The 21,011-nt window shown below is 63.3% G+C and carries 21 protein-coding genes and 1 pseudogene; 11 read left to right on the forward strand and 11 right to left on the reverse strand.

The genetic code is table 11. The features are described 5' to 3' along the window. Positions 1 to 324: 324 nt before the first annotated feature. Genes LJX93_RS13270 through LJX93_RS13300 form a run of 7 tightly spaced genes read right to left on the reverse strand, consistent with a single transcriptional unit; the run spans position 325 to position 6,598 of the window. Entirely contained in the window at positions 325 to 1,686 is a 1,362-nt protein-coding gene (locus LJX93_RS13270) for an ATP-binding protein (RefSeq protein ID WP_227697281.1), read from the reverse strand. Next, on the reverse strand, positions 1,683 to 2,345 hold the full coding sequence (locus LJX93_RS13275; RefSeq protein WP_033697875.1) for a response regulator: 663 nt from the start codon (positions 2,343 to 2,345) through the stop codon (positions 1,683 to 1,685). Before LJX93_RS13275 ends, LJX93_RS13270 begins: the two co-directional genes overlap by 4 nt. Positions 2,346 to 2,347: 2 nt before the next feature. Continuing rightward, complete coding sequence (locus tag LJX93_RS13280) at positions 2,348 to 2,989, reverse strand: hypothetical protein (RefSeq protein ID WP_033697876.1); 642 nt, start codon at positions 2,987 to 2,989, stop codon at positions 2,348 to 2,350. After that, positions 2,986 to 3,792 carry an SDR family oxidoreductase gene (locus tag LJX93_RS13285; RefSeq protein ID WP_033697877.1) on the reverse strand — a complete coding sequence of 269 codons (807 nt, stop codon included), beginning with the start codon at positions 3,790 to 3,792 and terminating at the stop codon, positions 2,986 to 2,988. Before LJX93_RS13285 ends, LJX93_RS13280 begins: the two co-directional genes overlap by 4 nt. Then, a complete protein-coding gene (locus LJX93_RS13290) occupies positions 3,779 to 4,459 on the reverse strand; it encodes a TenA family transcriptional regulator (protein WP_033697878.1) in 681 nt (226 codons plus the stop codon). The genes LJX93_RS13285 and LJX93_RS13290 overlap by 14 nt, the downstream gene beginning before the upstream one ends. Positions 4,460 to 4,467: 8 nt before the next feature. After that, positions 4,468 to 5,931, reverse strand: coding sequence for an AMP-binding protein (locus LJX93_RS13295; RefSeq protein WP_227697282.1), 1,464 nt, complete (start codon positions 5,929 to 5,931; stop codon positions 4,468 to 4,470). Further along, the gene (locus LJX93_RS13300; protein WP_227697283.1) at positions 5,921 to 6,598 is read right to left on the reverse strand and encodes a thermostable hemolysin; all 678 of its coding nucleotides are present in this window, start codon (positions 6,596 to 6,598) and stop codon (positions 5,921 to 5,923) included. Before LJX93_RS13300 ends, LJX93_RS13295 begins: the two co-directional genes overlap by 11 nt. 237 nt (positions 6,599 to 6,835) lie before the next feature. On the opposite strand from LJX93_RS13300, the gene LJX93_RS13305 reads away from it, so the two are divergent. Further along, positions 6,836 to 7,261: a potassium channel family protein gene (locus LJX93_RS13305; RefSeq protein WP_227697284.1), complete on the forward strand. Its 426-nt coding sequence runs from the start codon at positions 6,836 to 6,838 to the stop codon at positions 7,259 to 7,261. A gap of 3 nt (positions 7,262 to 7,264) precedes the next feature. On the opposite strand, the gene LJX93_RS13310 is transcribed toward LJX93_RS13305, so the two are convergent. Then, positions 7,265 to 8,479, reverse strand: a complete 1,215-nt coding sequence (locus LJX93_RS13310; protein WP_033697892.1) for a type II toxin-antitoxin system HipA family toxin — start codon at positions 8,477 to 8,479, stop codon at positions 7,265 to 7,267. Beyond that, positions 8,479 to 8,823, reverse strand: a complete 345-nt coding sequence (locus tag LJX93_RS13315; protein WP_033700039.1) for a helix-turn-helix domain-containing protein — start codon at positions 8,821 to 8,823, stop codon at positions 8,479 to 8,481. Before LJX93_RS13315 ends, LJX93_RS13310 begins: the two co-directional genes overlap by 1 nt. A gap of 214 nt (positions 8,824 to 9,037) precedes the next feature. Here LJX93_RS13315 and LJX93_RS13320 point away from each other — a divergent pair. The 3 genes and pseudogenes from LJX93_RS13320 to LJX93_RS13330 all read left to right on the forward strand — a co-directional run. Continuing rightward, positions 9,038 to 9,280: pseudogene (locus LJX93_RS13320) on the forward strand (mechanosensitive ion channel family protein); the annotation flags it as partial. Positions 9,281 to 9,293: 13 nt separating this feature from the next. Then, positions 9,294 to 10,634: a putrescine-ornithine antiporter gene (gene potE, locus LJX93_RS13325; RefSeq protein ID WP_186665337.1), complete on the forward strand. Its 1,341-nt coding sequence runs from the start codon at positions 9,294 to 9,296 to the stop codon at positions 10,632 to 10,634. Then, positions 10,631 to 11,536 (forward strand): amino acid ABC transporter substrate-binding protein, encoded by a 906-nt coding sequence (locus tag LJX93_RS13330; RefSeq protein WP_186653281.1) that lies wholly within the window; start codon positions 10,631 to 10,633, stop codon positions 11,534 to 11,536. Before potE ends, LJX93_RS13330 begins: the two co-directional genes overlap by 4 nt. A gap of 1 nt (position 11,537) precedes the next feature. Here the strand turns inward: LJX93_RS13330 and paaX are convergent, their stop codons facing one another. Together paaX and paaY are read right to left on the reverse strand one after the other, a co-directional pair. After that, positions 11,538 to 12,461 carry a phenylacetic acid degradation operon negative regulatory protein PaaX gene (gene paaX / locus LJX93_RS13335; protein WP_077068406.1) on the reverse strand — a complete coding sequence of 308 codons (924 nt, stop codon included), beginning with the start codon at positions 12,459 to 12,461 and terminating at the stop codon, positions 11,538 to 11,540. A gap of 77 nt (positions 12,462 to 12,538) precedes the next feature. Continuing rightward, the gene (gene paaY / locus LJX93_RS13340) at positions 12,539 to 13,138 is read right to left on the reverse strand and encodes a phenylacetic acid degradation protein PaaY (protein WP_033697897.1); all 600 of its coding nucleotides are present in this window, start codon (positions 13,136 to 13,138) and stop codon (positions 12,539 to 12,541) included. A gap of 346 nt (positions 13,139 to 13,484) precedes the next feature. On the opposite strand from paaY, the gene paaF reads away from it, so the two are divergent. The 7 genes from paaF to paaA all read left to right on the forward strand — a co-directional run bounded on the left by paaF (position 13,485) and on the right by paaA (position 20,987). Beyond that, positions 13,485 to 14,258 carry a 2,3-dehydroadipyl-CoA hydratase PaaF gene (gene paaF / locus LJX93_RS13345; RefSeq protein WP_095064476.1) on the forward strand — a complete coding sequence of 258 codons (774 nt, stop codon included), beginning with the start codon at positions 13,485 to 13,487 and terminating at the stop codon, positions 14,256 to 14,258. A 37-nt stretch (positions 14,259 to 14,295) separates the two neighbouring features. Next, positions 14,296 to 15,087 carry a 2-(1,2-epoxy-1,2-dihydrophenyl)acetyl-CoA isomerase PaaG gene (gene paaG, locus LJX93_RS13350; RefSeq protein ID WP_033697900.1) on the forward strand — a complete coding sequence of 264 codons (792 nt, stop codon included), beginning with the start codon at positions 14,296 to 14,298 and terminating at the stop codon, positions 15,085 to 15,087. Position 15,088: 1 nt separating this feature from the next. Continuing rightward, positions 15,089 to 16,606 (forward strand): 3-hydroxyacyl-CoA dehydrogenase PaaH, encoded by a 1,518-nt coding sequence (gene paaH / locus LJX93_RS13355; RefSeq protein ID WP_033697901.1) that lies wholly within the window; start codon positions 15,089 to 15,091, stop codon positions 16,604 to 16,606. Continuing rightward, on the forward strand, positions 16,599 to 17,054 hold the full coding sequence (gene paaI / locus LJX93_RS13360; protein ID WP_033697902.1) for a hydroxyphenylacetyl-CoA thioesterase PaaI: 456 nt from the start codon (positions 16,599 to 16,601) through the stop codon (positions 17,052 to 17,054). The genes paaH and paaI overlap by 8 nt, the downstream gene beginning before the upstream one ends. After that, positions 17,047 to 18,267 (forward strand): 3-oxoadipyl-CoA thiolase, encoded by a 1,221-nt coding sequence (gene pcaF, locus LJX93_RS13365; protein ID WP_033697903.1) that lies wholly within the window; start codon positions 17,047 to 17,049, stop codon positions 18,265 to 18,267. Before paaI ends, pcaF begins: the two co-directional genes overlap by 8 nt. Before the next feature lie 106 nt (positions 18,268 to 18,373). Then, a complete protein-coding gene (paaK, locus tag LJX93_RS13370; protein WP_033697904.1) occupies positions 18,374 to 19,693 on the forward strand; it encodes a phenylacetate--CoA ligase PaaK in 1,320 nt (439 codons plus the stop codon). Between the two features lie 304 nt (positions 19,694 to 19,997). After that, positions 19,998 to 20,987, forward strand: coding sequence for a 1,2-phenylacetyl-CoA epoxidase subunit PaaA (gene paaA, locus LJX93_RS13375; protein ID WP_227697285.1), 990 nt, complete (start codon positions 19,998 to 20,000; stop codon positions 20,985 to 20,987). The last annotated feature ends 24 nt before the right edge of the window (positions 20,988 to 21,011 follow it).

The raw sequence follows: 21,011 nt of genomic DNA on the forward strand, positions 1-21,011 counted from the left end.
GCAATCAAGAACTCAATAAATTTCCTTTTAGTTCAATATCTTGCAGAACGAATGTCCTAATTTTTGCCTTATCTCGGCATAACCCCCTGTACGAAAAGTTTTGTGGGAGCGGCGGTGCGGCGATCCGACTTGTCCCGCGATGGAGTGCGAAGCGCTCCTGTACCCGATATCAAATGGTGTCAAAGAAGCCGCGAACTCAGGCTTTGCTGCCGCGTTGCGGCAGATCGCGGGGCAAGTCGGATCGCCGCACCGCCGCTCCCTCAACGATGAATGACCATACTTTTCGTACAGAACCTAAGGGCCTTAGAGACAGTATCGGGCAGCTCACTGCAAGGGAAGCGACACGATGGCAGCCAGCCCACCAATGGCCCTGTTTTCCAGGCGCACCTGCCCCCCCAGCCGCTCGACGATAGTGGCCACGATGGATAACCCCAGCCCTGCGCCATTGGGGCTATTGCGGCTATAGAAGCGCTCGAATACCCGTACAAGATTCGCCTCGTCTAGACCTGGCCCTTCATCTTCGACAACCAGTTCGAAGCGATTGGCCAGGTGCCTGAGTGATACCGTGATACGCCCGCCAGGCGGTGAATGCTCTACCGCATTGGAAACCAGGTTCTGCAAGGCGATGCCCAGCGCTCCGGAGTCGACCATCAGGGCATGGTCACCTTCGCTGAGATCCAGCGAGGGCTCCAGGCCGCGATCCAGTATCCAGGGTGTGAGATCCGCCAGCACATCGGTGACCACTTCGCCCAAGTCGACACGGGTGGCGCGCTGACCGAGGCGCGGCTCGACGCGGGCAAGGGTCAGCAACTGGTTGACCACCCGGGTCAGCCGGTCGACACCGCCAATTAAAAAGCCCAGGGCTTTCTGCCGCTCGGCATCGGTACTGGCGGCCTGTGCGTTTTGCGCATGCAGGCGCAGGATCGCCAGGGGCGTGCGCATCTCATGGGCGGCGTCGGCAATGAACCGATGCTCGCGCCGCAGCAGGTCATCGATCTGCGCAAGCAGGCGATTGATAGCCGCCTGCATGGGCTCAAGCTCGGTCGGCAACGGCACCAGTTGCAGGGGTTCGAGGGAGTCGGCATGGCGCGCACGAATCACATCGGCCATGTTCTGCAACGGGCGCAACCCCCAGCCGATGGCCGCCCAGACCAACAGCGCCAAGCCCAGGCTGCCGAGCAGGAACGGGAACAGGGTATGGCGTACGATGCGGTCGATCAGGTCGTAACGCACGTCGTCGCGCTCACCCACCCAGATCACCCACTGTTTTTCGGGTACCGGTAATACAAAGCCGCGCCATTGTTCGCCACCGCTGGCAAAATCGTAGAAGCCCGCCGCCGTAGGCGGTGCGTCGAGGGTCGGTGCACTGGGGGTGTGCACCAGCAACCGTGCTCCCTCCCCCCACACCTGGAACGCCAGCTTGCTCTCATAGGGGTGGCCCACACGGTGGCGCCCGGCCTTGCCCAGCGCCTCGTTGAATGCCTGATACAGCTTTTCGCGGTTGCCATCCTGCACCGGCAGGTTCATCACTCCCTGCAACAGCCGGGCATTCTGAGCCATGTGAGCATCGTAGACTTCGTTGATCTCGCGTCGGCTGTCGTGATAGTTGTACAACGCCAACAAGCCGGTGCCGAGCAGCATCAGCACCATCACCCGCCACAGCGTGCGCTGGCGCAGCGAGCTCATACCTTGCCCTCGACCAAATATCCGATACCGCGCACCGTGCGGATCAGGCCGTTGAACAGTTTCTTGCGCAGGTGATAGATGTTCACTTCCAGCGTGTTGCTCTCAGGCTCCTCGTCCCAGCCATACAGCAACTGGGTCAGCCGCTCGCGCGTGAACACCTTGCCCGGTTGCGCCAGCAACTCGTGCAGCAGGCGATACTCCTTGGGCGTCAGTATCACGGGCACACCGTTGTAGTGCACCTGCTGAGTGGCAGGGTCCAGGCTTACGCCTGCGTGCTCGATGAGCACCTTGGCCCGGCCGGCGCTGCGCCTGAGCAAGGCGCGCAGGCGAGCCTTGAGCTCGTTGAGGTCGAAAGGCTTGACCAGGTAGTCGTCGGCACCGGCATCCAGGCCAGAGATACGGTCCTCGGTCGCATCGCGGGCAGTGAGAATCAGCACCGGCAGGCTGTTGCCCCCTGCCCTCACCCGTCGCAGCAGATCGATACCGCCCAACCGCGGCAGCCCGAGGTCGAGGATCACCAGGTCGAACACTTCGTGTTGCAGGGCATGCAGCCCGCTCAGGCCATCGCGCAACCAGTCGAGGGTGTAGCCCTCCTGGCGCAACCCGTCGCAGATCCCCTCGCCCAGGGCGGTATCATCCTCAACCAGCAGCAGCCGCATGTTCAGTCCTGTTTGTCCTTGATGGCCTTGAGTAAAGCATCGATATCGCCACGCCGGCCCTGGTCGGCCAGCTCGCGGCCTGGCCGTGGCGGCGCCTGGCGTGCTTTTTCCAGGGCGGCGGTGGCTTCAGCGTAGCGTTTTTGCCGGGACAGATGATCGGCCCAGAAGTAATTGCTGTCGATACCGTTGGGGTTCACTTGCAGCGCCTTGCGCAACAAAGTGTCTGCCTTGTCGCTGTCACCAAACCCGATGGGCCAGCCCGGCACCTGGTCGTACAAAGTGCCCAGGCTGGTATAAGCCGAGCCCTGCAGGGCATTGGGGTCGAGTTTCATCGCCTCCTCGAGGCTGGCCTTGGCCGACTTGACCTTGCCCAGCGCCCCCAGGCCGCCGATGGCACCCGCCCAACTGCTGTTGATGATGCCCTCCCAGATCAAGGGTTCGGCCGAGCCCGGGTGCTGATGGACCAGCGTAGAAGCGTCGGCTGCGAGTTTCTCGAACGCATCGGCGCGTTTGTCTTTAGGCGTTTGGTACTGGATCTGCGCCCAGCGCTGCTGCAAGTTAGCCAATTGTTGGCTGCCGGCCTGGTCCAGCGCCCAGGTGAGCGGTGCGAACGCCAGCAGGCCAGCGATGAACAGACGTTTCATTTGATCGACTCCTTGGAATGGCTAGCGAGGTAACGACGGATCACCGGCAGTTGCTTGCGCAATGCACGGTCGACCACGCCGGGCAACATGCCGTTTATGTGCACGAAGAGCTTTTCCGGCCAGCCCAGGTAAAGCTCCCTGCGCTCTGACTGCACGGCCTTGAGCACAGCGCGGGCCACATCTGCCGGGTCGTCCATGCCGACTTTCAGGGCCTTGTTGAGCGCCGTGGCAGCGGTGCTGTTCATCGCGGTGCGTGTTGCCCGGGGGGCGGCGTACATGACATTCACCGAGGTATCGGCCAGCTCGCGGCGCAGCGCCTCCGAGAAGCCGCGCAGGGCAAACTTGCTGGCGCAGTAGGTGGCATAGCCGGGGTAGCCGATCGAGCCGTAGGTGGAACCGACGTTGACCACCAGTGCCCTGGGTTGTGCGCGCAGCAGCGGCAGGCACACACGCGTCAGTTGCAGGGCGGCTTTGAGGTTGATGTCCAGCAACTCGTCCAGCGCCTGCTCGTCGATCTGATCGAACAGGGCAAAACGGTTCACGCCCGCGGCATTGATCAGGACGTTGACCCCGCCCATCTCCCGGGCACGGGCAAGCACCTGCTCGCGCCCCTCATGGCTGCGCAGATCGGCCGACTGCCAGAGCAGCCTGTCGTGATAACGGTTCATCAACCCGGCGAGTTTGCCCATCTGCCGGCTCACCGCCAGTACCCGGGCACCGGCTGCGCACAACTGCTCGGCCAGTTCCAGGCCGATGCCTCCGCTGGCGCCGGTGAGTATCACTACACACTCAGGCAAGCGCATGACGCACCTCTTGCAGGCCCGCACGCGGCAGCCCCTGGAACATATCGGTATACAGCCGGTAAACCACTTTGGCCGCTTGGATCACAGCCCGCTGGTCGTCAGCATCATCAAGGCGGTCCATTAATTGCCGGTAGGTGACCATGTGATCCTGGTCCAGCGCGCCATGGGAGCTGAGGTAGCTGAAGGCCCTGTCGGGCAACGCCAGCGTGCTCTGGATCGTGCCGGCGGCCTGGGTGGCTAGGGCAATGCTGGTGCCTTCGAGCACATTTACCATGCCAAACAGCCCGACCGGGTTGCCGCGGGCGATCATGTCGTAAAGGTAGGCGACCATCAGCTCGATCGGCAGTGCCGGGCGACCGTCACGTACCGCTTCCCAGTCGCCACCGCAGGCATTGATGTCATTGAGGATCCACTGCTCGTGGCCGTACTCCTCCTCGATGTATTCGCAGACGGCGCCGCGCAGCCATTCCAGGCGCGAAGGCAGGCGCGCCCCGCACGCCATCATCAGCGGCACGGTATGGCGTACATGGTGGTATGCCTGGGTCAGGAAGGCCACATAGCTGTCGAGGCTGACGTGCCCCGCCAACGCATCGCGTATGATCGGTACGGCGAACAGGGCCTGACGCTCCTGGCTGGTTTGCATTTGCAGGGTATCGAAAAAGGACATGGCAGACCTCACAACGGGATATCGGATAACAGGGAGTGGTAACGCCGCAGGATGGCCTCGCGGCGCGGGCGGCCATTGGCGGTCAGGGTGTCTTCGGTACTGGACAAGGGGCACGGCAGGCGACGCCAGGCATGGACCCTGGCGTAGTCCGGCAGCAAGGCATTGCAATGCTGCACAGCCTGGTCGATGAGGGTGTCGGGGGTAGCGGGGTCCAGCGGCCAGAGCAATGCGAGGTTCTTTGGCAGGGCCTCGCCATGCACGAACGCCTGGGAGATCACGCCGCTCTGGGTCAGTTCGGCCTCCACCCACTCCGGGTTGACGTTGCGCCCGAAGCTGGTGATGAACTGGTGTTTCTTGCGGCCATCGAGGTACAGGTAGCCCTCCTCGTCGAAATGGCCGAGGTCGCCAGTGGCCCACCAGCTATCGCAAACAGGTGGTTCCGCCAGATAGCCGAGCAACACCGAGCCCGCCACCAGCACCTCCCCGTCCTCGGCAATACGCACCTGCACATGGGGCAGCGGTTTGCCGACACTGCCTCGGCGGGCTGCGCCCGGCCGGTTCAAGGCCACCACCGAAGCGCACTCGGACAGGCCATAGCCCTCGAACACCGGCAGGCCGATCGCTTCGGCGCGGGCCAGCAAGCTGGGCGCCACCCGGGCACCGCCGACCGCAACGAACCGTAGCGCCCCCACCTGCATCAGCCCGCGCTCGATGGCAGTGATCAGCCCCATCAACAGCTGTGGCACCACAATCAGGCTCTGCGCGCCGCTCAGGGCGACAGCCCCCAGCAAGCGCTTGAAATCGACCTGGCTTGCACCGCCCATGCCCAGTTGCGCCTGGGGGTACAGCAGCAGACTCGCCCCGGCCATCAATGCGGCGTAGGCACCAAGGTTTTCCAGCAGCACACCAAGCGGCAGCACCGCCAGGTAACGCTGAGGTTCACTGGGCCGGCTGGCCACCTCCAGTTCCCGGGCGACACGCAACAGGGCTTCGACAGACAGGCACACGCCTTTGGGCTTGCCCGTACTGCCGGAGGTGTAGGTGATCTTGGCGGTGCCGGCAGGCAGCGCTGCAGCGGGCTCTGCCTCGCGAACCCAGAACACGTCCTGCTGAGCGAACCCCAACTCGGCGAGCGTACCGTGCCATTGCGGGTCGCACAGCACATGGCTGGCACCACTCTGCTCAATGCAATGCCTGAACTGGGCAACACTGAAGAACGACGGGACGATTACACAGGGACGCTCGGCAAACAGCGCCGCCAAATCCCAGAACAGCAACTGCGGGCTGTTATCCAGCGCCAGTACCAGAGGGCCTGGCGAACACGTACGCAAGCTGTGGGTGCCTAACCCCACCTCTGCCAGCAACTGCCTGTAGGTGAAGCGCTCGGTCGCCCCTTGCACGGCAATGGCGTCAGCGTGATCGCGGGCAAACGTGACCAGCAGTTGATGAAAGCGCTCCAGTTCATGCGGCATGGCCAGCCTCCTGAAAGGCCGTTGGCAATCCCAGGCGCTGGAACACTCCAGCCTTGCTCAAGGCATCGAAGCCATGACCGATGCTGCCGGCAAAGACTTGCGGATGCTGAGCGTAGTAGGTACCCCATTGGTCCACCTGCCCATTCAGCCGAGCCGGGTCGGCCGACGCCAGTACCGATGGCACCAATCCCAGGCGCTGGAAACTGTTGATCAGTGTCGTCGCGCCGGTGAATGCCACCCACTTCAGGCCCCGTGTGGCCAGCAACCAGGTCACCGCTATGATCATGATTCGCGCGCTACCGGCACTGAGCGAGGCCAGGTTGCCGACTTCGACCATGCACTCACGCTCAAGGGGGCAGCCCGCTACGCGTGAAACTGCAGCTTCCAGCGGCTCATCCAGGTAGTGCTCGAGAAACAGCGGCCCGCTGCTGGCCGGGCGCAAGCCTGCGGCAGCAATCAGCCGACCATGGCTGTCATGCAGCGCCAGCAGTTCTGGGAGGTAATGGTGCACATCAGCGTGGTGCACGCTGGCAAAACACTGATGAATGAAGTGCTCCAGCTCATCGCGGCCAGGGTCCTTGTGCAGATGAAGCGACAAGTGGGCGTGATTGTCGACGTGGCTGCCGATAGGCAATGGGAGCAGGCTGCTCCACTGAGACTGGGTCATGAAACTCCCCCCGTTTGGGCTTGATGGGGTGAGTATCAGTGGTCAATCTGAAGGGAATCTGAAGTCAAGGATTCGACCTTGGTCGCAGGGCGCGTGCTGATCGTTGGAGACAGAAGCCAGCGCGATAAGAGCGGCCACTCACTGACCTTTATCAATCACCCCGTGATGTTCAAGCGTAGAACCGACACGATGGCCTTTATCGGCCAAACTTCTGTCAGGGCCACAGGGGAGCCGTCGATGTTAACCGTCACACTGATCAACGCGCTGGTCGTGATGCTGGTGGTGGTGATTCATTACGAATGCCTGCTACGCCTGAACGACTGGCTACCGCGGCTCAAGCTCTGGAGCCGGTTTCGCATCGTCATCGGGGTGTTCGGCGCGTTGGCGGCCCACGCACTGGAAGTCTGGTGCTTTGCCCTGGCCTATTACCTGATGGCCAATGCCAAACGGTGGGGTACGCTGAGCGGCAACTTCGATGGCACATTCATGGACTGCGTGTACTTCTCATTCACCACCTACACCACCATCGGCTTTGGCGATATCGCGCCAAGTGGCGACCTCAAATACCTCACAGGCCTGCAGGCGCTGACGGGCCTGGTGATGATCACCTGGACGGCCTCCTTTCTGTTTCTGGAAATGCAGAAGTACTGGAAGACCAAGTAGCGATCAGCTGAGCATCCGCACCGAACTCGCCGCCTCACACGCCATCCTCAGGTCTTCCCCCGCAAGCAAATGCTGGTAATGCGCCTTCAATGCCGGCTCCCAGCCCGCCACTTCCTCCAGTACTTGCTCGGCCTGCTCCCGCGTCAGGGCAAAGTGAGCGTGGTGGCTGAGCAGGTTTGCGCGGCTGATCTGGCTGCCCTCACGGCCAACAGCCATGGCCAAGGTTTGTGCCGGCCCTTCTTCGAGCATGGGCAGTACGTCGTACATCGGCGACAGACGCCACCCGCCTGCCACCCAGATCACTGCATGGTTGCGTGGATGGTCGTCAGAGTTCCCCACCAGAGCGTTGTAGCACATGCGTTTGAACAGCTCCTGCAGATCAGCATCGGGCACGCCCCGCCGGCGCATTTCATCGGCTACGGCAGCGTAGCGCCAATCCCGATGGTGTGCGCCGTTCCATTCTGAATCCAGCAGGGTCAATGCGCTGAGCATGGGAATGCGCCGGGCGCCCTGCGCAATTGGCGTGCGGTCGAAGCGTTCGATCAGCAAGGTTGAAGGGTTTTCGGCATGCAGCGCGGTTTTTGCCACGTTCAAACCCTGCCCTGCTGCAAAGGTCATGCAGGCATATTCGATGGAGGGCAGGTCGTAGTGGTCGTAGCGATCACGGGGCTTGGCCAGTATCAACATGCCATTGTCCTGCAGCGTGCGTTTGGGGCGCGCGCCGCCCAGGGCGGAACGCTGTTGGCGGACGTTGAGGGTTGCTACCGACTCGGCGTCGAGCTGGCCGTCGTACACCGCCTCGCACGCGGCGACGAATTTCGCCAGGCCTTTCAAGGTGGGTACCGCGCCGTCGCCCAGGCCAGGTGCGGGCGTGGTTGCGCCGCCGGCCATCAGGTTGCCGACGCGGTCGTTGTTCGGTGACTTGAGCAAGAAATCGAGGGTGCCCAGTTCCTGGCCGTACGCCCTATGCAGCAGCCGCTCGCCCCAGCCATCAGGCATGGCGTCATTGATGAAGCCGGGTATGCCGCGGTTCTTGGCGATCCCCGTGTAGGGCTCGGCACGCAGGGGGTAATTGATGGGGTCGGGTACCCAGCCGCCCTGCGCCACATGGTCAGGCGCATAGAGGAACTCACCGAGCTTGCCTTTGAGGGTCAGCCGGCCAAGGGTGATGACCTCACCCGTCTCGGGGTGCTCCATATAGATGTAGGCACGGGACATCAGAATTCCTCGGGCTTGGGTTTTGCCAGCCGCACGCGGCGGGATGCGAGGCTCTGGTGGGCATCGTCGTCATCACTGAAGCGGGTGATCTGGGAGGTTCTTTCAATGCCCTCCAGCGAGGCGAAGACCGTGTCGCTGATGCCCAGGCGCCATAACACCAGCATGAAAGAACGCAGGTCCACGCGTGCGGAGCCGCCTTCGATCTTGCGAAGGGTATGCGCGGAGACGCCGATTGCTGCTGTGAGGTCTGTTTGACGCAAACCGAGCGACAGGCGCCTTGCCTTCACCAGAAGCCCTATTTTACTAAGAGTATCGACGCAGGCGACGGGGAAAAAGTCATCCATAAAGTCTACCAGTACTAACATTAAGTCTCATAAGGTAAACCATAGCACGCATTACGGTTTGTTACGATGAGCATAAAGCTCACAATATTAAGTTTTAACTCTAATAAGGGACACCACGATTAACGTTATAGATTGCTGATGGTCACCTGTCGGTGATGCCGGGCAGCCAGAAACCCGACTATGCTGGAAGCAGCCCAACCTCGGGTCGCAGGGGAGCTCGGATTTTTATCCGGAGTACCGCCTAGTGGCCCAGGCCGTTCCATCGCAGCCCAGGCCACGCGCCCTCCTCCTCAGCCTGCTGCACGCCAATATCCAGGACGTTTTCAACGAGTTCGGCGTGCAGATCATGTCGCCCCACTACCTCGGCGACCCGCTGCAGGCCAAGTGGGTGCCAAGGGAGCAGTGGTACGCCGACCCTGCCAAGCCAGAACATCCGCAGCCAGCCAGCAAGCCTTGAAAGGGAGTTTGCGATGACGGACCCAAGCAAGAAGATGAGCCTGATGGGCCTTACTACGCTGGTGACGGTCAACATGATGGGGTCGGGCATCATCATGCTGCCGACCAACATGGCGCAACTGGGCGCGGTGTCGCTGTTGTCATGGGCCTTCACCGCGATTGGTTCGATGGCCATTGCCTACTGTTTTGCTCAATGCGGGATCTTCTGCCCGCGCTCTGGCGGCCTGTCGGCCTACACCGAAGAAGCCCACGCAAAATCAGGCTTCTTTCTCTGCTCCTACCTGTACTTTCTGTCGCTGGCGATCGCCAACGTGGCGGTGGCAATTTCTGCGGTGGGCTACATGACCGCGTTCGTGCCTTGGTTGGGCACCGGTGCCGTGCCGCTGTTCATCGGCACCGTGGGGCTGATCTGGCTGACCATCGTCGCCAACTTTGGCGGCCCGAACATCACCGGCAAGATCGGTGCAATCACGGTCTGGGGTGTCATCATCCCCGTTGCGGGGCTGAGTATCATCGGCTGGTTCTGGTTCAAGCCCGACCTGCTCCAGGCCGCCTGGAACCCTAATGCGTTGCCGCTTTCCGAGGCCATCGGCAAGGCCATACCGCTGACCCTGTGGGCCTTTCTCGGCATGGAGTCGGCAGCCCAGGCGTCCGATGCGGTCGAGAACCCGAAGCGCGACGTGCCGCTGGCGTGCCTCTTCGGTACCCTGGGGGCGGCGGTGGTCTACGTGCTTTCGACCACGGTCATCCAGGGCATCATCCCCAACGCTGAGCTGGCCAACGCGTCAGCGCCTTTCGCGCTGGTCTACGCGAAGATGTTCAGCCCGCTGGTGGGCAATATCGTCATGGCCTTGGCGGTCATGGCCTGTGTCGGCTCACTGCTGGGCTGGCAGTTCACCCTGGCCCAGACTGCCAAGATGACCGCCGACCAGAACCTCTTTCTCAAGCTGTTTAGCAAGCTCAACAGGTTTGGGGCGCCGGTTATTGGCATGATCGTCTGCGGCCTGTTGCAGACTGCAATGGCCGTGTCGACCATTTCACCCAATGCCAGTGCGCAATTCAGCAAGCTGGTGAACCTTGCTGCAGTGACCAACCTGATCCCCTACGTGACAGCGCTGACCGGGCTACTGGTGATCATGTACAAGGCCAACGTCTCGCCAACGGTGTACTCGCGCAACCTGGTTGTGCTGCTGATTGCCGTGTCCTACTCGCTTTATGCGCTATATGCCTGCGGCATGGAGGCCTTGTTTGGCGGGTTGCTGGTGCTTGCCTTTGGCTACCTGCTGTACGGGTTTCTCGCCAAGCGGTTTGTCTACTCGCCAACTGACGGCCTGAGCGGAGGGCGCGAGCAATGAAGTCATTATCAGCGAAGCTTTTGCGTCTGCTGCTGGCGGGTGCGCTCTCTGGTGTTTCGGTTGTTTCCTGGGCCGATACCCTGGAGCGGGTGCGCAGCAGTCATACCCTGACGCTGGGCTACCTGCCTGGGTCAGCACCGTTCAGTGCCCTGAACGGCGACACCGTCGAGGGTTACGCCATTGATCTTTGTCTGAAGATCAGTGAACGGGTCAAATCCGAACTGCAGCAACCCGCGTTGCAGGTGCGGTTTCAGCCCGTGGAAATTACCCAAGCGGTTGCTGCGGTCAGCTCGGGCAAAGTCGATATCCTCTGCACGCCGACCCCGCAGACGCTCGAGCGGCGCAAAGCAGTGAGCTTTTCGCTGCCGGTGTATACCGCGGGGCTCTCGGCCGTGGTCCGTAAGCAGTCACCTGAGCCGTTGCTCAAGGCGCTCAACGGTGAGGTGGCGCATGACGGGCCGACCTGGCGCGCCACGGTCAATCGGGGCCTGGCCAAGCAGACCTATGCCGTATTGGCGGGTAGTGCCACGCAGCAGTGGGTTGGCGAGCAGATGCGGCTGCTTGGGGTGATCGCGACCTTGGTTAGCGTCAAGAGCAATGAGGAAGGCGTACGGCGCGTGGCCGAGGGCGGTGCCGATGCGTTCTTTGCCGACCGTATCCTGCTCAAGACCCACATCGCGTCGGGCTATCCGGACGGCAGCCTATTGCTGCTCGACCGAATCTACGAATATGCGCCGGTTTCGCTGATGATCGCGCGCGGCGATGATGACTTCCGGTTGCTGGTCGATACGGTGCTGAGCGAGATGTACCGATCGGGCGAAATCGAGCAGGCCTACGTCAAATACCTCGACGGTGTGAGCGACACGGCCAGGCGGTTGTTCAAGGTTTATGCGTTGCCCTGACTCAGCCCAGCCCACCAAACCGCTTGTAGAAGCTCTCGTTAACATCCGGCAACGGCCCATCTGCCGTCTCTAGTGCGGTCCCCAGCCACGCTTCCGCCTTGCCCCACACCAGCCGATAGAGGTTACGGCACAACTGGCGAGCAGCCCTGCCTTCCCAGTCCCCAGGCAGCAGCTCATCCGGCAACTGCGGGTCACGCAGCAGCAGCCGGCGGTACTCATGAATCAACAAGGTGCGCGCCAGGAAGCAGTCCTGGGCATCGAGTTCATTCTCCTCCTTGAGCGCCTGCCACAGCGGTCGGAACAAGCGGATGAACTCGCTGTAGTGCTCACCCAGTTCCTCGATCCGCCAGCTTTCCCGCACCTGGGCGCGCATGGCCTTGGAGGCTAGTACTTCCTGGGTGTGGGTTTCGAAGACGATGCTGTCGTCAGTGGCGTCCAGCTCGCGCAAGGTGGTCGCCAGGTCGGCACGATCAGCGCGCGGGCAGCCCAGTACGTTCGGGGCGATGGCGCCGTAGCCCTGCCACTCCAGTTCCTCGCGCACGGCCTTGCGCTTGCTGGCCTCCAGCTGCGACAGCAACACCAGCGTCCAGGCGCCGTCCCAGGCTGGCAGGCTCGCGCTGTAAACACGCTTGAAGGCTTTTTCGAAACGGCGCCGGCCTGTGCCGGTGAGGCTGTAATAGCTGCGCCGGCCGACTTTCTCGGCGGTCAGCCAGCCTTCCTTGGTCAGGCGGAAGATCGAGGTGCGGATCAGCCGTTCGTTGATGCCGATCGGCTCCAGCAGGTTGATCAGGCTGCCCAGCCAGACCGTGCCACCATGCGGCTCGATGGCGTCGCCATACAGGGTGATGATCAGCGAGCTCGCGCGGATCGGCGTCTGCTCCTGGAAGCGGGTGATCAAGGTATTGAGGGGGGCAAGGCTGCTCATGAGGGAACTGTAAGCCGATGGAGCCCCGACTATACCTGCCCGCCGTGCCGCCTGGCCATTGCCAGTCACCACCAGGCTCATGCCTGCGCCTCGCCTTTGGGGCGAAAGCCGCAATCCCCCATGCGTGGGCGCTGCGCCTCGACTTCGCTCAGGGGCGGGCATTCGACCAGGGCGGCACTGCAGCGCTGGGCCAGACGCTGGTATTCGGCTGTGCCGCGTTGCTTCCAGGCGACCTCTTGATCGCTGAGGGTACGCTTGGCCTGTGCCGGCGCGCCGATTACCAGGCTCTGCTCGGGGCATTCGAAGCCAGCCTTGACGAAGGCCGTGGCGCCGACGATGCAGCGTGGCGCGATGTGTGCGCCGTCCATGATCACCGCATTCATGCCCACCAAGGCATCGGCGCCTATCCGGCAGCCGTGCAAAACCGCGCCGTGGCCCACATGGCCATGGCGCTCTATCACCGTATCGCCGCCCGGGAAGCCGTGCATCACGCAGGTGTCCTGCAGGTTGGCACCCTCCTCCAGCACGATGCGGCCAAAGTCGCCGCGCAATGACGCCAGGGGGCCGACGTAACACTGCGGGCCGATGATCACATCGCCGATCAGCACGGCCGTCGGGTGTACGTACGCCGTTGGGTGGATCACGGGGGTCAGGCCGTCCAGCCGATAGCAAGGCATGTCACACCTCTCAAAATGATTCAGTTAGTGGGGTGATCATGTATCACGATAAATGTCACCGTCAATTGCTGATTCTTTGTATCGCTTTTTAAGGTGCACCTCCCAGCCCATAAAATTTGACTTTAACGCTGTATTTGCTGGGCTTTAAAAGCCTAATCCGGGCCTGGCTTGAAGGAATATCTCGCATTAAGGGACACGTAATGCAATCTTTGCTATTGCTGTTCTGTATCAGAAAAGGCATATACTGGACCTCACCCGGGCAGGCCTCAGTGTTTTCCCCTGCCCCTGCAGACAATTCCAATAAATGCCGGCCCACGTGCCGTGCGTGCAGCCTGAGGAAACCGACATGCCTCGCTATCTCGTTGTGCAGGCGCCTGAGGACGGCGTCCGCCTGATCACCCTGCAGCGGCCCGAAGCCCTCAATGCGCTGTGTACCGAACTGCTCGCCGAGCTTGCGGCCGAGCTGGAAAGTGCCGAGCGCGACCCGGCAACCCTCGCCGTAGTGCTCACCGGCAGCCGCAAGGCCTTCGCTGCCGGCGCCGACATCCGTGAAATGGCCGAGCGCGACCTGGTCGGCATCCTCAATGACCCGCGTGTCGCCCATTGGCAGCGCATCGCCAGTTTTGCCAAACCGCTGATTGCAGCGGTCAACGGCTTCGCCCTGGGCGGTGGCTGCGAGCTGGTGATGTGCGCCGATATCGTCATCGCCGGCGAAGACGCACGCTTCGGCCAGCCCGAAATCAACCTGGGCATCATCCCCGGTGCGGGCGGCACACAACGGCTGTTGCGCGCGGTCGGCAAGCCGCTGGCCATGCAGATGGTTCTGACCGGCGAGCCGATCACCGCCCGGCAGGCCCAGCAGGCCGGCCTGGTCAGCGAGCTGACGCAGCCCGAGCTTGCCGTCGAGCGCGCCCTGCAAGTGGCGGCCAGCATCGCCCGCAAGGCACCGCTGGCCGTGCGCCTGGCCAAAGAAGCCCTGCTCAAGGCCGGGGACACCGACCTGGCCACCGGCCTGCGCTTCGAACGCCACGCGTTCACCTTGCTGGCCGGTACCGTCGACCGCGACGAAGGCATCCGCGCCTTCCAGGAAAAACGCCCGGCGCACTTCTTGGGCCAGTAACCCCCTCTTCCCCACCGACTGACGGAGCGAGCCTGTCATGGCTTTCGAGCACATCCTGTTTTCCATCGAGGACGGTGTCGCCCTCCTCTCGCTGAACCGGCCTGACCAGCTGAACAGCTTCAACACGCAGATGCACAAGGAAGTGCGCGAGGCGCTCAAGCAGGTACGCCAAGCCCCGCAGGTACGCGTGTTGCTGCTGACTGGCGAAGGGCGTGGCTTTTGCGCCGGGCAAGACTTGTCTGACCGCAACGTCGCGCCTGGCGCGCAAGTGCCGGACCTGGGCGAGTCCATCGAGGCGTTCTACAACCCGCTGGTGCGCGCCCTGCGCGACCTGCCGATGCCGGTCATCTGCGCGGTCAACGGCGTGGCGGCCGGTGCGGGCGCGAACATTCCGCTGGCCTGTGACCTGGTGCTTGCGGCCCGCTCGGCCAGCTTTATCCAGGCGTTCTGCAAGATCGGCCTAGTGCCGGACTCGGGTGGTACCTGGCAACTGCCGCGCTTGGTCGGCATGGCTCGGGCCAAGGCGCTAGCCATGCTCGGTGAACGCCTGAGTGCGGAAAAAGCCGAGCAATGGGGCCTGATCCACCGGGTGGTCGACGACGCCGCACTGCGTGACGAGGCGCTGGCCCTCGCCCGCCAGCTGGCGACCCAGCCGACTTACGGGCTGGCCCTGATCAAGCGTGCGCTTAACGCCAGTTACGACAATCACTTTGACCAGCAGCTCGAACTTGAGCGTGACCTGCAGCGCCTGGCCGGGCGCAGCGAGGACTACCGCGAAGGCGTCGCGGCGTTCATGGCCAAGCGCGCACCGGCCTTCAAGGGGTGCTGACATGAGTGCACTTAACGGTAACGCCCAGGTCGCGGTGATCGGCGCCGGTGCGATGGGGGCCGGCATTGCCCAGGTGGCCGCCCAGGCGGGGCATCCGGTTTGCCTGTATGACAATCGCCCAGGCGCTGCGGCCCTGGCCGTGCAAGGCATCGACCGCCAGCTCGGCCGCCTGGTCGAAAAAGGCAAGCTCGACGCTACCGCACGCCAGGCGATCAGCGCGCGCCTGCGGCCCGTGGAAGCGCTCGAAGCACTGGCCGATGCGCAACTGGTAATCGAAGCGATCGTCGAAAACCTGCAGGTCAAACAGGCACTCTTGCAGCAGCTCGAAGCCCTGTGCAGCGACAGCTGCATATTGGCCAGCAACACCTCATCGCTGTCGATCACCAGCCTGGCCGCCGGCCTGCGGCGGCCCGAACGGGTGATCGGCATGCACTTTTTCAACCCTGCGCCGTTGATGGCGTTGGTCGAGGTCGTTTCAGGCCTGGCCACCGCCCCCGCCTTGGCTGCCACGCTGTACGACACGGCCACGGCCTGGGGCAAGCAGCCGGTGCATGCGCGTTCGACGCCGGGCTTCATTGTCAACCGGGTGGCGCGGCCGTTTTATGCCGAGAGCCTGCGCCTGTACCAGGAAGGCGCCGCTGATTGCGCGAGCCTCGATGCGCTGATGCGTGACGCCGGTGGTTTCCGCATGGGCGCTTTCGAGCTGACCGACCTGATCGGCCACGATGTCAATTACGCCGTGACCTGCTCGGTGTTCGGCGCCTTTTATGGTGACTTCCGCTTCCAGCCCTCGCTGGTACAGAAAGAGCTGGTGGATGCCGGCCGTCTTGGGCGCAAGAGCGGCCAGGGTTTCTACGATTACAGCGAAGGTGCGCTGCGGCCGCAGCCCGCCGAGGTGCAAAGCGCGGCGCGTGTCGAGTGCTGCGTGGTCGAAGGCAGCCTGGGCGTGATGCAGCCCTTGCTGCAGCGCATCCAGGCCAGCGGCATCCAGGTCACCGAGCGCCCGGGCAGCGGCCTGCTGCGGGTAGGTGATGCCACCCTGGCGTTGTCTGACGGCCGCCTGGCCAGCCAGCGCGCGCGTGAAGATGGGCTGCGAAACCTGGTGCTGGTGGACCTCGCGCTGGATTACAGCAAGGCCGAACGGATTGCCATCAGCACTTGCCCCGACACCACCCGCGAGGCGCGCGAACACGCCGTGGCGTTGCTGCGCCAGGCGGGCCTGAAGGTTTGTCTGGTCGCCGACCTGCCGGCCCTGGTGGTGTTGCGCACCGTCACCACGCTCGCCAACGAAGCTGCCGATGCCGTGCTGCAAGGCGTAGGCTCGGCAGCCGACATCGACCTGGCCATGCGCGCCGGGGTCAATTACCCGCGCGGGCCGTTGGCCTGGGCCGAGCAGATCGGCATCGGCTACACCCTGCGCGTGCTGGACAACCTGCAGCGCTGCTACGGCGAGACCCGCTACCGCCCTTCGCTGCTGCTGCGCCGCGTGCATGCCCAAGGAGGCCGACTGCATGACTGAAGCCCAACGAACCCCCGAGCAACTGGCACGTGCCTGCGCCGATGCAATGTTTTCCCGCGACCGCGCCACCCAGGCCCTGGGCGCTCGGCTGCTCGACGTCGGCCCCGGCCAGGCCCGCCTGAGCATGCCGGTGCGCGCCGACATGATTCAGGGCCACGGCAGCTGCCATGGTGGTTTCTTGTTCAGCTTGGCGGACTCGGCGTTTGCCTTCGCCTGCAACAGCTACGACGAAGCCACCGTGGCCTTGGGCTGCAGCATCGACTACGTGGCGCCGGCGTTCGAGCATGACGTGCTCACCGCTACCGCCAGCGAACTCACCCGCAAGGGCCGCACCGGCCTGTATGACGTGCGCCTGGAAAACCAGCGCGGCGAACTGATTGCCCTGTTCCACGGAAAATCCTACAAAGTGCGCGGCACGGTGTTGCCGCAGGAGACCCAGGATGACTGACCAGACCTTCGACCAGGCGTTGATCATCGACGCCGTGCGCACGCCGATCGGCCGTTATGGCGGCGCGTTAAGCAGCGTGCGCGCCGACGACCTCGCGGCCGTGCCGATCAGGGCGCTGATGGCCCGCCACCCCGAACTCGACTGGGCCGCCATTGATGACGTGATCCTCGGCTGCGCCAACCAGGCGGGCGAAGACAACCGTAACGTGGCACGCATGGCTAGCCTGCTGGCCGGCCTGCCCGATGCCGTGCCGGGCACCACCCTTAATCGCCTGTGCGGTTCCGGGCTGGATGCCGTCGGCAGCGCCGCCCGCGCCCTGCGCTGCGGCGAGGCCGGGCTGATGCTGGCTGGTGGCGTCGAGTCGATGTCGCGGGCACCCTTCGTCATGGGCAAGTCAGAGCAGGCCTTCGGCCGTAGCGCCGAGCTGTTCGACACCACCATCGGCTGGCGTTTCGTCAATAAACTGATGCAGGCGCAGTACGGCATCGACTCGATGCCCGAGACCGCCGAGAATGTCGCCGCGCAGTTCGGTATTTCGCGCGAAGACCAAGACGCTTTCGCCTTGCGCAGCCAGCACAAGGCGGCCGCCGCCCAGGCCCGGGGCCGGCTGGCACGGGAGATCGTGCCGGTCGAGATCGCCCAGCGCAAAGGCCCGGCCAAGCGTGTCGAGCATGATGAGCACCCGCGCGCCGACACCACCCTGGACCAGTTGGCCAGGCTCGGCACGCCGTTCCGTGAAGGCGGCAGCGTGACAGCAGGCAACGCTTCGGGCGTCAACGACGGCGCTTGCGCCCTGCTGCTGGCCAGCACTGATGCGGCCCGCCGCCATGGCCTGAAGCCGCGCGGCCGGGTCCTCGGCATGGCCGCCGCTGGGGTCGAGCCGCGCATCATGGGCATCGGCCCGGTCCCGGCGACCCGCAAGGTACTCGCGCAGGCCGGCCTGAGCCTGGCCGACATGGACGTCATCGAGTTGAACGAGGCATTTGCGGCCCAAGGCCTGGCGGTGCTGCGCGAGCTGGGCCTGGCTGACGACGACAAGCGCGTCAACCCCAATGGCGGCGCTATCGCCCTGGGGCATCCGCTGGGCATGAGCGGCGCACGGCTGGTGACCACCGCCCTGCACGAGCTGGAAGAACGCGGCGGCCGCTACGCCTTGTGCACCATGTGCATCGGCGTTGGCCAAGGCATTGCCCTGGTCATCGAGCGCCTCTGAGCACATCAGACCAATGGCCTGAGACTGAACACGACACGGGCAGTATGCTGCCCGCATGACACTCAAGGCCTTAGCGCCTACGTACAAGAACAATTCGAGTGAAGCCATGAACATGTACCACGATGCCGAACGCGCCCTGCTTGACCCGATCGAGACCGCCAGTGTCGACGAGCTGCGCCAGCACCAGCTGGACCGCCTGCGCTGGAGCCTGAAGCACGCCTACGACAATGTACCGCTGTACCGCCAGCGTTTCGACGAGTGCGGCGCCCACCCAGACGACCTTACCGCGCTTGAAGACCTCGCCAGGTTCCCCTTTACCGGCAAGAACGACCTGCGCGACAACTACCCCTATGGCATGTTCGCCGTGCCCCAGGAAGAGGTGGTGCGCCTGCACGCCTCCAGCGGCACCACGGGCAAGCCGACCGTGGTCGGTTATACCCAGAACGACATCAACACCTGGGCCAACGTGGTCGCCCGTTCGATCCGCGCGGCCGGCGGGCGCAAGGGCGACAAGGTGCACGTGTCCTATGGCTATGGCCTGTTCACCGGCGGCCTGGGCGCGCACTACGGTGCCGAACGGCTCGGTTGCACGGTGATCCCCATGTCGGGCGGCCAGACCGAGAAGCAGGTGCAACTGATCCGCGACTTCCAGCCTGACATCATCATGGTCACGCCCTCGTACATGCTCAACCTGGCTGACGAGATCGAACGCCAGGGCATCGACCCGCACGACCTCAAGCTGCGCCTGGGGATCTTCGGCGCCGAGCCGTGGACCGACGAGTTGCGCCGCTCGATCGAGCAGCGCCTGGGCATCAATGCCCTGGATATCTATGGCCTGTCGGAGATCATGGGGCCAGGGGTGGCCATGGAATGCCTGGAAACCAAGGACGGGCCGACCATCTGGGAAGACCACTTCTACCCCGAGATCATCGACCCGGTCAGCGGTGAGGTGTTGCCGGACGGGCAGCTGGGCGAACTGGTGTTCACCTCGTTGAGCAAGGAAGCGCTGCCAATGATCCGCTACCGCACCCGCGACCTGACACGCCTGTTGCCGGGTACGGCGCGGCCGATGCGGCGGATCGGCAAGATCACTGGGCGCAGTGACGACATGCTGATCATCCGCGGGGTCAACGTGTTCCCCACGCAGATCGAAGAGCAGGTGCTTAAAATAAAACAGCTTTCAGAGCTGTATGAGATACACCTGTATCGCAATGGCAACCTGGACAGTGTCGAGGTGCACGTGGAGCTGCGTGGCGAATGCCAGGTACTCGACGAGGCGCAGCGCAAATGGGTGGTGGCTGAGTTGAGCAAACAGATCAAGACCTACATCGGCATCAGCACCCAAGTGCGGCTGCAGCCTTGCGGCACGCTCAAGCGCTCCGAAGGCAAGGCATGCCACGTTTACGACAAGCGCTTGGCTGGCTGATCGTTCAGCGCTGAATCCTTTTTTCCCCGGGGCCACCAGGTGCTTGGCTTGGCATTTTCAGCGCCTATCAGATCGAGCGCCGCGCGGGCGGCGCTCGATCTCCGCCCCACCTCCAAACCCAAGACAGGCACCTAGCCGCCATCACCCTATCTCCCGACCAGCACATAGCAGCCGCTGTGGGCGCTTCTTCCCGGCAATCCGATACAAAAATATTATCTGATACCTAATAATCTGTTTGATGTTGTGTTTTGTATCGCTTATAAATGACTCATGCCCCACCCAGCCCTGAGGCAGGAGTCAGAACATGTACGCACAGCTAGTCGAAACCGGTGTAAAACGCGTCAAGTCGCTGGACGAGATGTCGCCTGAAGAGCGCAACTTCCAGGAAAAGATCGACGCCGAGATCAAGATCGAAGCCAAGAACTGGATGCCCGAGGCCTATCGCCAGACCCTGATCCGGCAGATCTCCCAGCACGCCCATTCGGAAATCGTCGGCATGTTGCCCGAAGGCAACTGGGTCACCCGCGCCCCAAGCCTTAAGCGCAAGCTGCAACTGATGGCCAAGATCCAGGACGAAGCCGGTCACGGCCTGTACCTGTACAGCGCCATGGAAACCCTCGGCGCCGACCGCGACGAAGAAATCGCCAAGCTGCACAGCGGCAAGGCCAAGTACTCGAGCATCTTCAACTACCCGACCCTGAGCTGGGCCGACATGGGCGCGGTAGGCTGGCTGGTCGATGGCGCCGCGATCGTCAACCAGGTGGTGCTGCAGCGCACCTCCTACGGCCCCTACTCCCGCGCCATGATCCGTATCTGCAAGGAAGAGAGCTTCCACCAGCGCCAGGGCTACGAGCTGCTGCTGACCATGATGCGCCACGGCACCCAGGCGCAGAAGGACATGGTCCAGGACGCCATCAACCGCCTGTGGTGGCCGTCGCTGATGATGTTCGGCCCAAGCGACGAGCACTCCCCCAACAGCGCCCAGTCGATGGCCTGGAAGATCAAGCGCCAGACCAACGACGAGCTGCGCCAGCGTTTCATCGACCAGACCGTGCCACAGCTCGAACTGCTCGGCTGCACCGCGCCCGACCCGCACCTGAAGTGGAACGAGGCCCGCGGCCACTACGACTTCGGCGACATCCAGTGGGACGAGTTCTACGAAGTCATCAAGGGCAACGGCCCGTGCAACCTGGAGCGTGTCGCCACCCGGCGCAAGGCCATCGAGGACGGTGCCTGGGTGCGCGAGGCCGCCGTGGCCTATGCGCGCAAGCAACAGAACAAGAACGCCGCCTGAGCGGCGATTGATGCGGAGATTGAA

Origin of the sequence: Pseudomonas sp. HN2-3, assembly GCF_020691745.1 — a bacterium.
Lineage (GTDB): Bacteria > Pseudomonadota > Gammaproteobacteria > Pseudomonadales > Pseudomonadaceae > Aquipseudomonas > Aquipseudomonas capeferrum.